The 15925-nt window shown below is 71.4% G+C and carries 13 protein-coding genes; 4 read left to right on the forward strand and 9 right to left on the reverse strand.

Annotation, left to right across the window (positions count from 1 at the left end; translation table 11 throughout):
• Window positions 1-18 precede the first annotated feature (18 nt).
• From ACFYXA_RS14695 to coxB, 4 genes are all read right to left on the reverse strand, one after another.
• Window positions 19-1287 (reverse strand): Ig-like domain-containing protein, encoded by a 1269-nt coding sequence (locus ACFYXA_RS14695; RefSeq protein ID WP_389032464.1) that lies wholly within the window; start codon window positions 1285-1287, stop codon window positions 19-21.
• Window positions 1288-1450: 163 nt separating this feature from the next.
• Entirely contained in the window at window positions 1451-1849 is a 399-nt protein-coding gene (locus tag ACFYXA_RS14700) for a cytochrome c oxidase subunit 4 (protein WP_130437153.1), read from the reverse strand.
• Complete coding sequence (gene ctaD, locus ACFYXA_RS14705) at window positions 1846-3582, reverse strand: cytochrome c oxidase subunit I (RefSeq protein WP_130437152.1); 1737 nt, start codon at window positions 3580-3582, stop codon at window positions 1846-1848. The genes ACFYXA_RS14700 and ctaD overlap by 4 nt, the downstream gene beginning before the upstream one ends.
• A complete protein-coding gene (gene coxB / locus ACFYXA_RS14710) occupies window positions 3579-4538 on the reverse strand; it encodes a cytochrome c oxidase subunit II (RefSeq protein ID WP_352246343.1) in 960 nt (319 codons plus the stop codon). The genes ctaD and coxB overlap by 4 nt, the downstream gene beginning before the upstream one ends.
• Before the next feature lie 284 nt (window positions 4539-4822).
• Between coxB and ACFYXA_RS14715 the strand changes: the two genes are divergently transcribed.
• Window positions 4823-6205: a cysteine desulfurase/sulfurtransferase TusA family protein gene (locus ACFYXA_RS14715; RefSeq protein ID WP_389032469.1), complete on the forward strand. Its 1383-nt coding sequence runs from the start codon at window positions 4823-4825 to the stop codon at window positions 6203-6205.
• A 6-nt stretch (window positions 6206-6211) separates the two neighbouring features.
• Here ACFYXA_RS14715 and ACFYXA_RS14720 read toward each other — a convergent pair whose 3' ends face one another.
• Complete coding sequence (locus ACFYXA_RS14720; protein ID WP_352246345.1) at window positions 6212-7186, reverse strand: carbohydrate kinase family protein; 975 nt, start codon at window positions 7184-7186, stop codon at window positions 6212-6214.
• 132 nt (window positions 7187-7318) lie between these two features.
• Here ACFYXA_RS14720 and ACFYXA_RS14725 point away from each other — a divergent pair, with 132 nt between their 5' ends.
• The gene (locus ACFYXA_RS14725; RefSeq protein ID WP_352246346.1) at window positions 7319-7555 is read left to right on the forward strand and encodes a hypothetical protein; all 237 of its coding nucleotides are present in this window, start codon (window positions 7319-7321) and stop codon (window positions 7553-7555) included.
• A 144-nt stretch (window positions 7556-7699) separates the two neighbouring features.
• Entirely contained in the window at window positions 7700-9703 is a 2004-nt protein-coding gene (locus tag ACFYXA_RS14730; RefSeq protein ID WP_389032473.1) for a hypothetical protein, read from the forward strand.
• Window positions 9704-9781: 78 nt separating this feature from the next.
• Here ACFYXA_RS14730 and erpA read toward each other — a convergent pair whose 3' ends face one another.
• Complete coding sequence (erpA, locus tag ACFYXA_RS14735; RefSeq protein WP_130437147.1) at window positions 9782-10138, reverse strand: iron-sulfur cluster insertion protein ErpA; 357 nt, start codon at window positions 10136-10138, stop codon at window positions 9782-9784.
• Between the two features lie 278 nt (window positions 10139-10416).
• Here erpA and nadA point away from each other — a divergent pair, with 278 nt between their 5' ends.
• The gene (gene nadA, locus ACFYXA_RS14740; protein ID WP_389032476.1) at window positions 10417-11601 is read left to right on the forward strand and encodes a quinolinate synthase NadA; all 1185 of its coding nucleotides are present in this window, start codon (window positions 10417-10419) and stop codon (window positions 11599-11601) included.
• A 33-nt stretch (window positions 11602-11634) separates the two neighbouring features.
• Here nadA and ACFYXA_RS14745 read toward each other — a convergent pair whose 3' ends face one another.
• The 3 genes from ACFYXA_RS14745 to ACFYXA_RS14755 all read right to left on the reverse strand — a co-directional run bounded on the left by ACFYXA_RS14745 (window position 11635) and on the right by ACFYXA_RS14755 (window position 15890).
• On the reverse strand, window positions 11635-13887 hold the full coding sequence (locus ACFYXA_RS14745; protein ID WP_389032479.1) for a PQQ-binding-like beta-propeller repeat protein: 2253 nt from the start codon (window positions 13885-13887) through the stop codon (window positions 11635-11637).
• A 99-nt stretch (window positions 13888-13986) separates the two neighbouring features.
• The gene (locus tag ACFYXA_RS14750) at window positions 13987-14667 is read right to left on the reverse strand and encodes a response regulator (protein WP_389032482.1); all 681 of its coding nucleotides are present in this window, start codon (window positions 14665-14667) and stop codon (window positions 13987-13989) included.
• A complete protein-coding gene (locus tag ACFYXA_RS14755) occupies window positions 14664-15890 on the reverse strand; it encodes a sensor histidine kinase (protein WP_389032485.1) in 1227 nt (408 codons plus the stop codon). Before ACFYXA_RS14755 ends, ACFYXA_RS14750 begins: the two co-directional genes overlap by 4 nt.
• Window positions 15891-15925: the final 35 nt, after the last annotated feature.

A 15925-nucleotide genomic window follows, 5' to 3' on the forward strand; every position in this document is an offset into this window, starting at 1 on the left:
GGGCGGCTTGGAGGCCCTCTATACGGCCGTCGGGCGCAGGCGGGTCGTGTCGGGCTGCGTCCTGTGCGCGTCGGCCGTCAACGCGCTGCCTTCGGTCCACTTCTTCCAGTCGACGTTCCAGTCCCCGAAGCCGTTGCCGAAGGTCTCCATCGTGCGGCCGTTGCTGTTGACGACCTGCACGACGTCGCCCTGGCGGACGTGGTCGAAGAACCAGGCGGCGTTGGCGGTGCTCATGCCGGTGCAGCCGTGGCTGACGTTGGCGTACCCCTGGGAGCCCACCGACCAGGGGGCGGCGTGCACGTACTCGCCGCTCCAGGTGACGCGGGTGGCGTAGTAGACGGGCAGGTCGTACGAGTCCGAGGAGCCCTCGGGGATGCCGATGCTGGTGCCGCGCATCCGGACGAAGTACTCCTTGCCCAGGACGACCTTGACGCCGTTGCGGGTCTCGAAGCCGGGCTTGCCGGTGGTGACCGGGAGCCGCTTGACCTCCTCGCCGTTCTTGGTGAGCGTCAGCGTGTGCGACGCGGCGTCGGTGAGGGCGATGACGCGGTCGCCGATGGTGAGCGAGAGGTCCTTGCCGGCTCCGCCCCAGAGGCGGTCGCCGATCTTGATGCCGTCCAGGTTGCTGTGCACCCGGATCGTGGCGTGGGCGGGCCAGTACTCCTGCGGGCGGTAGTGGAGCTGCTTGTCGTCGACCCAGTGCCAGCCGCCCTGGACGGCGGGCTGCGACTCCACCTTGAGGGCCCGTTCCACGAGGGCGCGCTGCGCGGGGTCCTTGACGGGCTGGCTCAGTTCCGCGGTGAGGGGCTGGCCGACGCCGTACGTGCCGGCCTGCGGGCCGAACGCCACCGTCAGGCGCTTCTTGTCGGCGGGCTTGCCGGTGACGAAGGACAGGACGCGGCGGCCGGGGGCGCCGTCCTCGTCCTCGGTGCTGACGCGGACCGTGTAGCGGGCGTCGGCGGCCAGCGGCTCGGTGCTGTGCCAGCGGGCGCCGTCGGCGGACAGCTCGCCGGCTATGTAGCGGCCGGTCGCGTCGAGGGCGGTGACGTCCGTTATACGGCCGTCCGCGGCCCGCGCGGTGATCTCCAGGGGCTTGTCCGGGTCGGCCTTCTCGGCCTCGCCGGTGGGCCCGTTGAAGGCGATCTGGTCCGTGGCGTCGTAGGGGCGCGCGGCGAGGGGGTTGTCGTCCTGGCCGCAGGCGACGGCGCCCTCGGCCAGGGCGATCACCAGCAGGGTGCAGCCGACGACGGTACGGGGGTGGGGGCGGGGGCGGGGTGCGTGGCTCATGTGGATCACGCTAGGAAGCCGTGTCAACGGCGGCGCGCTGGGAGACACGCACGGGTGACACTCGTTGCGGCGAACGCAGGAGCCCGGACGCTCCTTGCGGAGGGTCCGGGCTCTGCCGCGTTCAGCGGCCGGTGCGGCGCCTCATGCCGGGCGCCGCCGGGTGTCACTGCGTGCGGTTCTCACCGCGGTAGTACTCGAACACCCAGCCGAACAGGCCGACGAGGATCACGGGTGCCGCGAAGTACAGCAGCCACCAGCCGACCGCGACCCCCAGGAAGGCGAGGGCGCCGCCGATGGCCAGGGACAGCGGCTGCCAGCTGTGCGGGCTGAAGAAGCCCAGCTCGCCGGCGTCGTCCGCGACGTCCGCCTCCTTGTTGTCCTGGGCGCCGGTGTCGACCCGCCGGGCGGTGAAGCCCAGGTAGAAGCCGACCATGATGCACAGGCCGAAGGCCAGGAAGAGGGCCGTGGTGCCGGCCGGCTCCTTCGACCACACGCCATAGACGACCGCCATGGCGAGGACGAAGACGCTCAGCCAGATGAACATCTTGCCCTGGATCTTCACTTGCCGGCCTCCTTGCTGCCCGCGATGGCGCCGGTGCCGTGGTCGGCGTGCTCCAGCTGCTCGAGCGCGGCGATCTCCGGGTGGTGCAGGTCGAACGCCGGGGATTCACTGCGGATCCGCGGCAGGGTGAGGAAGTTGTGCCGCGGCGGCGGGCAGGAGGTCGCCCACTCGAGGGAGCGGCCGTAGCCCCACGGGTCGTCCACGCCGACCGGCTTGCCGTACTTGGCCGTCTTCCACACGTTGTAGAGGAACGGCAGGATCGACAGGCCGAGCACGAACGAGGCGATCGTCGAGATCGTGTTCAGGGCGGTGAAGCCGTCGGCCGCCAGGTAGTCGGCGTACCGGCGGGGCATGCCCTCGGCGCCCAGCCAGTGCTGGACCAGGAAGGTGCCGTGGAAGCCGACGAACAGCGTCCAGAAGGTGATCTTGCCGAGGCGCTCGTCCAGCATCTTGCCCGTCCACTTCGGCCACCAGAAGTGGAAGCCGGAGAACATCGCGAAGACGACGGTGCCGAAGACGACGTAGTGGAAGTGCGCCACCACGAAGTACGAGTCGGAGACGTGGAAGTCCATCGGCGGCGAGGCCAGGATGACACCGGTCAGACCACCGAAGGTGAAGGTGATCAGGAAGCCGGTGGCCCAGAGCATCGGCGTCTCGAAGGACAGGCTGCCCTTCCACATCGTGCCGATCCAGTTGAAGAACTTCACGCCGGTCGGGACGGCGATGAGGAACGTCATGAAGGAGAAGAACGGCAGCAGCACACCGCCGGTGACGTACATGTGGTGCGCCCACACGGTCACGGACAGGCCGGCGATGGAGATCGTCGCGGCGATCAGGCCCATGTAGCCGAACATCGGCTTACGGGAGAAGACCGGGATGACCTCGGAGATGATGCCGAAGAACGGCAGGGCGATGATGTACACCTCTGGGTGTCCGAAGAACCAGAAGAGGTGCTGCCACAACAGGGCGCCGCCGTTGGCCGCGTCGAAGACGTGGGCGCCGAACTTGCGGTCCGCCTCCAGGGCGAACAGCGCGGCCGCCAGCACCGGGAAGGCCAGCAGGACCAGGACACCGGTCAGCAGGACGTTCCAGGTGAAGATCGGCATACGGAACATCGTCATGCCGGGGGCGCGCATGCAGATGATCGTGGTGATGAAGTTGACCGAGCCGAGGATCGTGCCGAAGCCGGAGAAGGCCAGACCCATGATCCACATGTCGGCGCCGATGCCGGGGCTGCGGATCGCGTCCGACAGCGGGGCGTAGGCGAACCAGCCGAAGTCGGCGGCGCCGTTCGGCGTGAGGAAGCCGGCGACGGCGATCAGCGAGCCGAACAGGTACAGCCAGTAGGCGAACATGTTCAGCCGCGGGAACGCCACGTCGGGCGCGCCGATCTGCAGCGGCATGATCCAGTTAGCGAAACCGGCGAACAGCGGCGTCGCGAACATCAGCAGCATGATCGTGCCGTGCATCGTGAACGCCTGGTTGAACTGCTCGTTCGACATGATCTGCAGGCCCGGACGGGCCAGCTCGGCGCGCATGAGGAGAGCCATGGCGCCGCCGATGATGAAGAACGCGAACGACGTGGCCAGGTACAGCGTGCCGATCGTCTTGTGGTCGGTCGTGGTCAGCCACTTGACGACCACTTCACCGCGACGCTGGCGCCGGACCGGCAGCTCGTCCTGGTAGTGGGACCCCGCTGCCGCGGCACCCTGGGGTTCGTTGAGGATGCTCACAGGATGTTCGACTCCCGTTCCTTCTCGTGGCTCGTCTGCTCGATGCCAGCCGGAACGTAACCGGTCTGCCCCTTCTTCACGAGGTCCTTGAGGTGCTGCTCGTAGCGCTCGGGGGAGACGACCTTCACGTTGAACAGCATCCTGGAGTGGTCGACGCCGCAGAGCTCGGCGCACTTGCCCAGGAAGGTGCCCTCCCGGTTGGGGGTCACCTGGAAGGCGTTGGTGTGGCCCGGGATGACGTCCTGCTTCATGAGGAACGGCACCACCCAGAAGGAGTGGATGACGTCCCGCGAGGTGAGGACGAAGCGGACCGTCTTGCCCTCGGGGAGCCAGAGGGTCGGCCCGGGGTTGTTGGTCTGCGGGTTCCGCTCACCGGGGGTGCCGCAGGTGTAGACGCCGCCCGCGTCGGCCGGGAAGTCCTTCTTGAACCTGTCCGGGATGGCGGCCAGGTTCTCGTCGGTCTTCGCGTCACCGGTGGAACCGTCGACGTTCTGGATGTAGTTGAAGCACCAGCTCCACTGGAAGCCGACCACGTTGACCGTGATGTCGGGCTTCTTCTCCAGGCTGAGGAGCTTGGACTCGTCACGGGCCGTGAAGTAGAACAGCACCGAGACGATGATGATCGGGACCACCGTGTACAAGGCCTCGATGGGCATGTTGTAACGGGTCTGCGGAGGTACCTCGACCTTCGTGCGGCTGCGCCGGTGGAAGATCGCACTCCACAGGATCAGGCCCCACACCAGCACGCCGACGGCGAGCGCGGCAGCCCACGATCCCTGCCACAGGGAGAGGATCCGCGGAGCCTCTTCCGTGGTCGGGGTGGGCATGCCAAGGCGGGGGAAGTCCTTCCATGTGCAACCGGTTGCGGTCGCAAGGACCAGGCCCGCGGTCAGTGCCTGCAGCAGCTTCCGCCGCATCGGGCGCCGCGGCGAGCGGTCGGAGCCGTTGGGACTCACGTAGCGCCTTCCCGAGAGTCTCGCCCGCGCGGTTGGCTGCGGCCTTCTCGCTGGTCGGTCGCCGCCCTGCGTCGGGCAGGGGTTTGGATGTTTATGCGGACCAAACCCTAGCCGACGCCCTCCGGGGGTTCGCGGGGAGGGTGGCATACGCGCCGGGGGCGACCCCGAAGGGGTGGGGACAGACGCCTGACAGCCCGGGAATCGCGGCTTGTTCGGCGCGTGCGGGCCGGTGGTGGTTGATCGCGCAGTTCCCCGCGCCCCTTTGGGGCGCTTAGCGTTGACGTGTGGCCTACTTCGACGCTGGTTCCGCCGCTCCTCTTCATCCCGTTGCCCGGCAGGGGCTGTTGGCTGCTTTGGATGAAGGGTGGGCTGATCCTTCGCGGTTGTATCGGGAGGGGCGGCGGGCTCGGTTGCTGCTCGACGCGGCTCGGGAGGCGGCGGCCGAGGCGGTGGGCTGCCGGGCGGACGAGCTGGTGTTCACGTCGTCCGGGACGCAGGCCGTGCACAGCGGTGTCGCGGGGGCGCTGGCGGGGCGGCGGCGGGTCGGACGCCACCTGATCGTGTCAGCCGTCGAACACTCCTCGGTACTGCATTCGGCGGAGGCGTTCGAGGCGGACGGCGGTGCGGTGACCCGGGTTCCGGTGGAGCGGTCGGGGGCGGTGACCGTGGGGTCGTACGAGGAGGCGCTGCGTTCGGACACGGCGCTGGCCTGCCTTCAGTCGGCCAACCACGAGGTGGGGACCGAGCAGCCGGTGGCCGAGGTGGCCGAGGTGTGCCGGGCGGCGGGGGTGCCGTTGCTGGTGGACGCGGCGCAGTCGCTCGGGTGGGGGCCGGTGCCGGGCCCCTGGTCGCTGCTGACGGCGAGCGCGCACAAGTGGGGCGGGCCGCCCGGGGTGGGGCTGCTGGCGGTGCGCAAGGGGGTGCGGTTCGTGGCCCGGGGGCCGGTGGACGAGCGGGAGTCGGGGCGGGCGGCCGGGTTCGGGAACCTTCCGGCGATCGTCGCCGCCGCGGCCTCGCTGCGGGCGGTGCGGGCGGAGGCGGCGGCCGAGGCGGCCCGGCTGCGGGAGCTGACGGAGCGGATCCGGGCCCGGGTGCCGCGGCTGGTGCCCGATGTGGAGGTGGTCGGGGATCCGGAGCGCCGGCTGCCCGGGACCGTCACGTTCTCGTGCCTCTACGTCGACGGCGAGGCGCTGCTGCACGGGCTGGACCGGGAGGGGTTCTCGGTGTCGTCCGGGTCGTCGTGCACCAGCAGCACGCTGACGCCCAGCCATGTGCTGAAGGCGATGGGGGTGCTGAGCGAGGGGAACGTGCGGGTGTCGCTGCCCGCGGGGGCCGCGGAGGAGGACGTGGAGCGGTTCCTCGCCGTGCTGCCGGATGTGGTGGCGGAGGTGCGGGAGAAGCTGGGGGCGCCGTCGGCGGCCGCCGCCGCCGGCGTCGGGCGGGGGGAACTGGTCGTGGACGCGCTCGGGAAGCGCTGCCCGGTCCCCGTCATCGAACTGGCGAAGGCCTTCGGGGGCGTGCCGGTCGGCGGGACAGTGCGCGTCCTGTCCGACGACGAGGCGGCCCGGCTGGACATCCCGGCCTGGTGCGAGATGCGGGGCCAGGAGTACGCGGGCGAGGAGCCGGCGGACCGGGGTACGGCATACCTGGTCCGCCGGGTCTCCTGAACTGTCCTAGCCGAGGTGCTTGCGGACCTCTGCCGCCGCCTCGTCGCCGTAGGCCGTGGCGAAGCGGTCCATGAAGTGGCCGCGGCGCAGCTGGTACTCCTGGGTGCCGACGGTCTCGATGACGAGGGTGGCGAGCATGCAGCCGATCTGGGCGGCGCGCTCCAGGGAGACGTTCCAGGCCAGGCCGGAGAGGAAGCCGGCGCGGAAGGCGTCGCCGACGCCGGTCGGGTCGGCCTTGCGGTCCTCGGCGGGGCACCCGACCTCGATCGGGGTCTCGCCGGCCCGCTCGACGCGGACACCGCGCGAGCCGAGGGTGGTGACGCGGTGGCCGACCCTGGAGAGGATCTCCTCGTCGCTCCAGCCGGTCTTGGACTCGATGAGGCCCTTCTCGTACTCGTTGGAGAACAGGTACGTCGCGCCGTCCAGCAGTATCCGGATCTCTTCGCCGTTCATACGGGCGATCTGCTGGGAGAAGTCGGCGGCGAAGGGGATCGAGCGGGCGCGGCACTCCTCGGTGTGGCGAAGCATCGCCTCCGGGTCGTCGGCGCCGATCAGCACCAGGTCAAGACCGCCCACGCGGTCGGCGACAGTCTTGAGCTCGATGAGGCGGGCCTCGCTCATCGCGCCGGTGTAGAACGAGCCGATCTGGTTGTGGTCGGCGTCGGTGGTGCACACGAAGCGGGCGGTGTGCAGGGTCTCGGAGATGCGGACCGACTCGGTGTCGACGCCGTGCCGGTCGAGCCAGGCCCGGTAGTCGTCGAAGTCGGAGCCGGCGGCGCCGACCAGGACCGGCTCGGTGCCGAGCTGGCCCATGCCGAAGGCGATGTTCGCGCCGACCCCGCCGCGCCGTACGTCCAGCTGGTCGACCAGGAAGGAGAGCGAGACCGTGTGGAGCTGGTCCGCGACGAGCTGGTCGGCGAAGCGGCCGGGGAACGTCATGAGATGGTCGGTTGCGATGGAGCCGGTGACTGCGATGCGCACGGCGTGGACTCTCCTGTGTGGGGAGCGGGATTGACAGTTCACGCTACCCGGTCGACCGCCGTCGCCGAAGCCTCAGAAACTACCCGATAGTAGATCTTTCTTCGCTCGCACCCCCGTGCGTACGGTGCCGCTATGACGAACCTCAAGGCGTACGCGCCCGCTTCGGCCCCCTCTTCCACCGCCGATCTCGCCGGTGACCTGGACGGCGGCCTGGCCTCGCTGCGGGGCGACTGCGCGCGGATGACGCCGCACTGGGCGGCCCCGGAGCGGAGCGCCTCCCGGCCGGTTCCGCTCTCCCTGCTGCACGGGGTGACCGTACCGGCCACGTCGGCCCGGCTCCTTGAGGCCATGCCCGAGTACGGGAACTGAGACCACCCGGCCTTCTGGGCCGTTCGGGTGGCTGATCCTTCGACCGGAGCGCGTGGGGGAACCGTGCGCTCCCCCGCTGCGTCCCATCGCTGTCCCCCGTAAAGGGGATGTGAGGTACGACAGCGCAGCCGAAGGAGCGATGCGGTGAACACCGAGCGACCCGACAACGACGACGCCGCACGCGGACCGGAGGACGGGGCCACACCGGAGACGGAGACGACGGAGCCCGTCGACGGGACCGAGCCCGTGACGGCCGACGCGCCGGAAACCGACCCGGCGGAAGAGAACACGGCAGAGTCCGAGGCGGACACCAAGGCAGAGGCCAAGGCGGAGGCCAAGGCGGAAGCGGAGCCGAAGGCCGACGCGGACCCGAAGGCCGACGCCGGGCCGAAGCCGAAGGCCGACGCGGAGCCGAAGGCGGAAGCCGAGCCGAAGGCCAAGGCGGAACCGAAGGCGGAAGCCGAGCCGAAGGCCAAGGCGGAACCGAAGGCGGAAGCCGAGCCGAAGGCCGAGGCGGGTGCCGGCGCGGAGTCTGGTGTGGCTGCCGAGTCCGCGGCCGCGGCGACCACCGCTTCCGTCGGCTCGCCCGAGGCGGAGCCCGTCCCGGCCTCCGAACCCGTCGGCGGCGCCGCAGTCGCCGGGGGCGAGCTCGGGGATGTGGGGCCCGTGGCGGGTGGGGCGCGAAGCGGGCGGCGGCGATCGCCCGCCGTCGTGGCCGCGGTCGCCGCGGCCGTGCTGCTGGTGTGCGGCGGCGGGGCCTATCTCGCCGCCAACGCGGCCGGCGGGGGCGGCGGCGAGTCGACGGCCGGGTCCTCCGCCAAGGACGGCGCGCCGCCGGCGCTCGTGCTGGACGACTACAACGCGGCCACCGCTCCCTCGGGCAACGCCAGTGACAGCGGCGGCGGCAACGGCATCGCGCCCGGTGAGCCGAACCCCTACGGGGTGGTCTACCGCGCCGAGGGCACCCTCCCGGACGGTCCCGACTCCGCGCCCGTGTACTGGGCGAAGGGCGCGGTCAGCGAGGCCGAGGTGGCCCGGCTGGCGGCCGCGCTCGGGGTGAAGGGGACGCCGGTCACCGAGGGGCAGAGCTGGAAGGTCGGCGCCGGGACGGACGGTTCCGGTCCGGTGCTGCGGGTGGAGAAGCAGGCGCCCGGCCTGTGGACGTTCAACCGGTACGTCCCCGGCACCGACTCCTGCAAGAGCGGCGCGGCCGTCTGCGCGCAGGGCTCCGCGACCGGCGCTCCGGTGAGCGAGGAGGCGGCGAAGAAGGCGGCCGAGCCGGTCCTCAAGGCCGTCGGCCAGAGCGACGCCGAGATCGACGCGAGCCAGGTCGCGGGCGCCCAGCGGATGGTGAACGCCGACGCCGAGTTCGGCGGTCTGCCCACCTACGGCTGGACGACCGGCGTCACCGTCAACGGGCAGGGCGAGGTCGTCTCCGGGAACGGGCAGCTGAAGACGCCGGCCGAGGGAGACTCGTACCCCGTGCTGAGCGCGCGGGAGACGCTGGACCGGATGAACGCCGCGCCCGGCACCGACCACCGGATGGGCATCGGCGGCTGCGCCACCTCGGCCCCGCTGGACGGCCGTCCGCAGGGCAGGGAGGACCGGCTGGCGAGCCCGTGCGCCCCGTCGGCCGAGATGCCGGGGAAGCAGACGCGCAAGCAGACGGTGACGGTCGAGGAGGCGGTGTTCGGGCTGGCCCCGCACTCCTCCGGCGGGCGGCAGGTCCTGGTGCCGTCGTGGCTGTTCGAGGTGCGGGGCGCCGGGGACGGCACGTACACGGTGACGCATCCGGCCGTCGAGCCGGAGTACCTGGGCGGGCCCGCGACGGCGAGCCCGTCCGGCGGGGCCAGCTCGGGCGCGACGACGCAGGACGTGAAGGTCGACGGCTACACCGCCGAGGGGCGGGAGCTGACGGTCGCCTTCACCGGCGGGGTGTGCGCCGACTACACGGCGGCGGCGACCGAGCGCGGCGACCGGGTCGAGGTCACCGTGACCGCGACGCCGTGGCCCGACAAGGTCTGCATCAAGATCGCCAAGGTGTTCCACAAGACGGTGACGCTGGACGAGCCGCTCGGCAGCCGGACCGTGGTCGGCTCGGACGGCAAGCAGGTCCCGCTGGAGAAGCCGGGCGCGCGGCTGCCGTGACGGGCGGCCGGCGGACGGAACGCGGAAGGCGGCGACCCCCGCAAGAGGGGCCGCCGCCTTCCCGTCGTCCGGTACGGCTCAGCTGAAGGAGTCGCCGCAGGCGCAGGAGCCGGTCGCGTTCGGGTTGTCGATCGTGAAGCCCTGCTTCTCGATCGTGTCCACGAAGTCGATCGTGGCGCCGCCCAGGTACGGAGCGCTCATGCGGTCGGTGACGACCTTGACGCCGTCGAAGTCCTTCTCGACGTCGCCGTCGAGGGACCGCTCGTCGAAGAAGAGCTGGTAGCGCAGGCCGGAGCAGCCGCCGGGCTGGACGGCCACGCGCAGGGCGAGGTCGTCACGGCCTTCCTGGTCGAGCAGGGCCTTGACCTTCGACGCGGCGGCGTCGGTCAGGATGATGCCGTCGGTGACGGTGCTGGTCTCGTCCGATACGGACATCTACATCTCTCCCGGGTTGTACGGAGACTGCTTGCCGACGGTTGCAACCGACGGGGCCGCGGATTCATTCCGGGCCGAGGGGCCCGAACGAGTCGTGTTCCGGTCTTTCCCGCGCCCCTCTGCCCTTCATGCTCGCACACACGCGTGGGAGCGCACAGTGTCCGCCCGGGTGGGCCAGGGATTCACGTCACATCGACGCAATGACCATCGTCAAAGTGACGTGAAGCGGGTTATCATAGATAACGTCAGATCGACGAAAAGTAGAAAGGGTGCGTGCCGTGACCACCGCCCCAACCCCGGAGCTCGACGTACAGCCGACTCCCCTCGCCCTGTTGTTGCTCGGCCGGGAGGCCGACCCGAAGAGCGAGCGGGGCGTCGATTGCCCCGGCGACCTCCCCTCCCCGTCCGACCCGGACCTGGTGGAGCGGGCCCGCGCCGCCAAGGAGAAGCTCGGGGACAAGGTCTTCGTCCTGGGGCACCATTACCAGCGCGACGAGGTCATCCAGTTCGCCGACGTCACGGGAGACTCCTTCAAGCTGGCCCGGGACGCGGCCGCGCGCCCCGACGCCGAGTACATCGTGTTCTGCGGTGTGCACTTCATGGCGGAGTCCGCGGACATCCTCACCTCCGACGACCAGAAGGTCGTGCTGCCCGACCTCGCCGCCGGCTGCTCCATGGCCGACATGGCCACGGCCGAGCAGGTCGCCGAGTGCTGGGACGTGCTGACCGAGGCGGGCATCGCCGAGCAGGTCGTCCCGGTGTCGTACATGAACTCCTCCGCGGACATCAAGGCGTTCACCGGCAAGCACGGCGGCACGATCTGCACGTCGTCGAACGCGAAGCGGGCCCTGGACTGGGCCTTCGAGCAGGGCGACAAGGTCCTCTTCCTGCCGGACCAGCACCTGGGCCGCAACACCGCCGTCCGCGACATGGGCATGTCCCTGGACGACTGCGTGATCTACAACCCGCACAAGCCGAACGGCGGCCTCACCGCCGAGCAGCTGCGGAACGCCAAGATGATCCTGTGGCGGGGCCACTGCTCGGTGCACGGCCGCTTCAGCCTGGAGTCGGTGGAGGACGTCCGCGCCCGCATACCCGGCGTGAACGTGCTGGTCCACCCCGAGTGCCGGCACGAGGTCGTGGCCGCGGCGGACTACGTGGGTTCGACCGAGTACATCATCAAGGCGCTGGAGGCCGCCCCGGCCGGCTCGAAGTGGGCGATCGGCACCGAGCTGAACCTCGTGCGGCGGCTGGCGAACCGTTTCGCTCCCGAGGGCAAGGAGATCGTCTTCCTCGACCGCACGGTGTGCTTCTGCTCGACCATGAACCGCATCGACCTGCCCCACCTGGTGTGGACCCTGGAGTCCCTGGCCGAGGGCAAGCTGGTCAACCGCATCGAGGTCGACAAGGAGACGGAGGCGTTCGCGAAGCTGGCCCTGGAGCGGATGCTGGCGCTGCCGTAGACGTGTGCCGAAGGCGGGCGTCGGAGTGGCTGGTCACTCCGACGCCCCGCGTCGCGGGTTCGCCGGGTCGAGGCTGAACAGCGTGCCGTCAGGGGTGGACACCACCAGCGCACCTTGGTCGAAGTAGATGTTCGCCGAGTCGTAGCCCGAGTAGCCGTTGCCCACTCTCTCGGCGCGGGGGAAGGACTCCCACAGCAGAGTGCCGTCGCCGATGTCGAGGGCCGCCACGCGTCCGCTGGCGCTGGCCGTGTACACCGTCTCCCCTCGTCCGTCGACCACCGGACGGTCGGGCTGGTCCACGGTCGTCGCGGTCTGCCACAGCCGCTCGCCGGTCGTGGGCGACATCGCCGTCACTTGGCCGCTGGTGGAGGCGAAGCACAGCACACCGTGCGCCAACGCGGGCTTTCCCCGGGGCTCGCCCTCCAGTTGCACCGTGCGCCGGGAGCCGGTCTCGGGGTCGATCAGCACGAGCTGGGTGAAACCCTGATCCTTGTAGCTCCTCTCGCGGTCGTGGAATCCCGCGAAGACCAACTGGTCGTCAGCGGTGCCCAGATAGACGCCGTCGAACGGGACGGACGTCACAGTCCGGGTGCTGCCGTCCGTCGGATCGACGGCGACGACGACGAGCCGGCTGCCGTCACCGCCGTCCACATCGCGGTCGAAGCAGGCGGCATACGGGCGTCCCTCGACGTCGTGCAACGCGCAGACGTGGTCGGCGGGCAGGGCAGCGGTCCAGCGCTCCGTCCCGTCGATCGGCGAGTGGGCGGTCACCCGGGCTCCGCCGGCCGGGAGGAGAAGCAGATCGCCGATGAGAGTCGGATCGAAGAACGCCCCGCCCGCCATGCCCAGCATGCGGGTCCACCGCGGCCGACCGCTGTCCGTGGCGAGGCCGACCAGGCTGGTCGTCTGATCGTTCCCCGCGGCGTTCGAGACCACCTGCTGCACCAGCACCACCGAGCCCCGCGCTGCGATGACCAGGCTCCCGTATCGCTTTGCGGGCACCCCCGAGGGCACCGAGTCGGCTCGCCAGAGCGTCTTGCCGGTCCGCGCGTCCACCCGGGTCGGCAACGTCGCTGGGCCCCCGCAGTAGAGAGCGCCCTCGCTCAGGGCACAAGACGGCGATCCGCCCTGCGATGCCGGGTCCGCTTCGCCGGGTGCCCTCACGACACCGGCGGCGGCTGAGTCGTACACCGTCGCCCGCCAGGGCTTCCAGCCTTCCGGCAGGGTCCCCCACCGGGACTCCCCGGAGCCCGAGACGCCTGTCTTCGTCGCCCCGCCACCCTTCAGCGGGCCGTTGACAAGGTAAGCGGTGAGCGCGACGACGAGGACACTCAGGAGGCCGACGACGACGGGCGTCGTGCGCGGACGCGAGGTGCGCCCGGCCGAGGCTACCGAGGCCGCAGGGGCGGGAGCCGGGGCGGGGGCGGGGGCGGGGGCGGGCAACCGCAGGGTCATCGTCGCCCCGTCGTCCGGGTGCGGCTCCGGCAGCGCGGCCGCGAACTGCTTCAGCAGGTCGGCCAGTTCGGGGCGCTCGTCCGGGTTCTTGGCCAGGCAGTGGGCCACGACCGTTCGGAGGGACTGGGGCAGACGGGTCAGGTCCGGCTGCTCGTTCATCACCCGGTACGCCGTCAGGTACGGGCTGTACGCGTCGAAGGGGCCGCGGCCCGTCGCCGCGAACGTCAGGAGCGCGCCGAGGGAGAAGACGTCCGAGGGCGGCCCGACCGTGCGGGCGTCGGTGAGCTGCTCCGGGGACATGAACGGCGGGGTGCCGATCAAGTGGCCGGTCTCGGTCAGCGTCTGGTTCTCCGTCGCCCGGGAGATGCCGAAGTCGATGACGCGGGGCCCGTCCTCGGCCATCAGGACGTTCCCCGGCTTGAGGTCGCGGTGGACGACCCCGGCCCGGTGGATCTCCCGCAGCGCCTCCACCAGTCCCAGGGCGAGCCGGCGCAACTCCGGCTGCCTGAGCGGGCCTTCGTCGCGGATCCGGGCGGCGAGCGAGGGCGCGGGCACGTACTGGGTGGCCATCCACGGCCGTACGGCCTCCGGGTCCGCGTCCACGACGGGCGCGGTGAAGGCGCCGCTCACCTTGCGGACGGCATCGATCTCCTGCCGGAAACGGGTGCGGAAGACGGCGTCCTCGGCGTACTGGGCGTGCACCACCTTGACGGCGAGCTCGCGGCCCGACCCGGACACGGCCCGGTAGACGACGCCCATGCCGCCGGCGCCGAGCCGGTCGACGATCCGGTACCCGCCGAGCGACTTCGGGTCGTCCTTGTGCAGCGCCACCGCCCCGGTCCCCCTTCCCCGCAGAGCAGTTCGAGCTCACAGGATAGGAAACCCCCGCCCTGGAAAGGGAATCGGCGCCGCCGGAGTCGGCGTCGGGGCTCAGTCCGCTCTCGGGCGGACCAGCCCGGACTCGTAGGCGATCACCACGAGTTGGGCGCGGTCGCGGGCGCCCAGTTTGGCCATGGACCGGTTGACGTGCGTCTTCACGGTCAGCGGGCTGACCTCCAGGCGTTCGGCGATCTCGTCGTTGGAGTGGCCGCCGGCGACCTGGACGAGGACCTCCCGCTCACGGACGGTCAGGGCGTCAAGCGCCCGCGCGCGGGCGGGGTCGCGGATGTCGTCGGGGTCGCCCTGGGCGAGGAAGCGGGCGATCAGGCCCTTGGTGGCGGCCGGCGACAGGAGGGCGTCGCCGCCCGCGGCGACCCGGATGGCGCTCAGCAGTTCGTCGGGCTCGCTGCCCTTGCCGAGGAAGCCGGAGGCGCCCGCGCGCAGCGACTGCACCACGTAGTCGTCGACCTCGAACGTCGTCAGGATCACCACGCGTACGTCGGTGAGCGTCGGGTCGGCGCTGATCAGGCGGGTCGCGGCGAGGCCGTCGGTGCCGGGCATGCGGATGTCCATCAGGACGACGTCGGCCTCGCGTTCCTTGGCCAGCCGCACCGCCTCGGCGCCGTCGGACGCCTCGCCGACCACCTCCATGTCGGGCTCGGAGTCGACGAGCACACGGAAGGCGCTGCGCAGCAGTGCCTGGTCGTCGGCGAGCAGGACACGGATGCTCATACGGGGTCCTCCGTTGCTGCGGCGGCGCTGGGTGTCTTGAGCGGCAGGACGGCATGGACGCGGAAGCCGCCGCCGTAGCGCGGACCGGCGGTGAGGGTCCCGCGCAGGGCGGTGACGCGTTCGCGCATGCCGAGCAGGCCGTGGCCGCCGCCGGCCTGCTGCGCCGGGGCGTCGCCGGAGCCGTCGTCGAGGACGGTGACCTCGATGTGCGGGCCGACGCGGACGACGCTGACCTCGGCCTTGGCGTGGTCCCCGGCGTGCTTGCGCACATTGGTCAGCGCCTCCTGGATGATCCGGTAGGCGGCCAGGTCGACGGCGGCGGGGAGCGCGGTGTCCTGGTCGTCGCGGGCGACCTCCACCTGGAGGCCGGCGCTGCGGAAGGTGCCGGCGAGCTCGTCGAGGCGGTCCAGGCCGGGGGCGGGTTCGGTGGGGGCCTCGGGGTCGCCGGACTGGCGGAGCAGGCCGACGGTGGCGCGCAGTTCGTTCAGCGCGGAGCGGCTGGCGTCGCGGACGTGCGCGAGGGCCTCCTTGGCCTGGTCGGGCCGCTTGTCCATGACGTGGGCGGCGACCCCGGCCTGGACGTTGACCAGGGCGATGTGGTGGGCGACGACGTCGTGCAGGTCGCGGGCGATGCGCAGGCGCTCCTCGGCGACCCGGCGGCGGGCCTCCTCCTCGCGGGTGCGTTCGGCGCGTTCGGCCCGCTCCCGGATGGCCTGGAGCGCGGCCCGGCGGCTGCGGACGGCGTCGCCGGCGGTGGCGCCGATGCCGGTCCAGGCCAGCAGGCCCAGGTTCTCCTGGGCGTACCAGGGCAGCGGGCCGGCGAGCATGGCCGCGCCGGTGAGGACGGTCATGGTGACCAGGCCGGCCCGCCATGTGGTGGCGCGGTCGGTGGCGGCGGCGACGGTGAACAGGGCGACGACGGCGGACATCGCGACCGGCGCACGGGGGTCGCCGGTGACGGACTCGACGAGGGAGAGGCTGCCGGTGACGGCGAGGACCGTCATGGGGGCGCTGCGCCGGAAGACGAGAGCGGCGGCGCTGAGGGTCATGAGCAGCAGGCTCAGCGGGTCGGGGGTGCGCAGGCTCCAGCTGACGCCGCGCTCGCCGTGCGGGTCGACGAAGGAGCCGGCCAGCATGCAGACCAGGACGCCCGCGGCGAGGGTGGCGTCGGCGGCCAGGGGGTGGGCTCTCAACTGGCGCTGGGCTCGGGCGAGGGGTGTCAAGGTGCCGTGCCTTTACAGTGGGCGCCGCTTCGAGT

It is taken from the genome of Streptomyces sp. NPDC002566 (assembly GCF_042889585.1).
GTDB lineage: Bacteria > Actinomycetota > Actinomycetes > Streptomycetales > Streptomycetaceae > Streptomyces.

Coding starts and splice junctions, on each gene's coding strand:
- ACFYXA_RS14695 (WP_389032464.1), bottom strand. CDS start 1,287: ATGAGCCACGCACCCCGCCCCCGCCCCCACCCCCGTACCGTCGTCGGC.
- ACFYXA_RS14725 (WP_352246346.1), top strand. CDS start 7,319: ATGACGAACCTCAAGGCGTACGCGCCCGCTTCGGCCCCCTCTTCCACC.
- erpA (WP_130437147.1), bottom strand. CDS start 10,138: ATGTCCGTATCGGACGAGACCAGCACCGTCACCGACGGCATCATCCTG.
- ACFYXA_RS14750 (WP_389032482.1), bottom strand. CDS start 14,667: ATGAGCATCCGTGTCCTGCTCGCCGACGACCAGGCACTGCTGCGCAGC.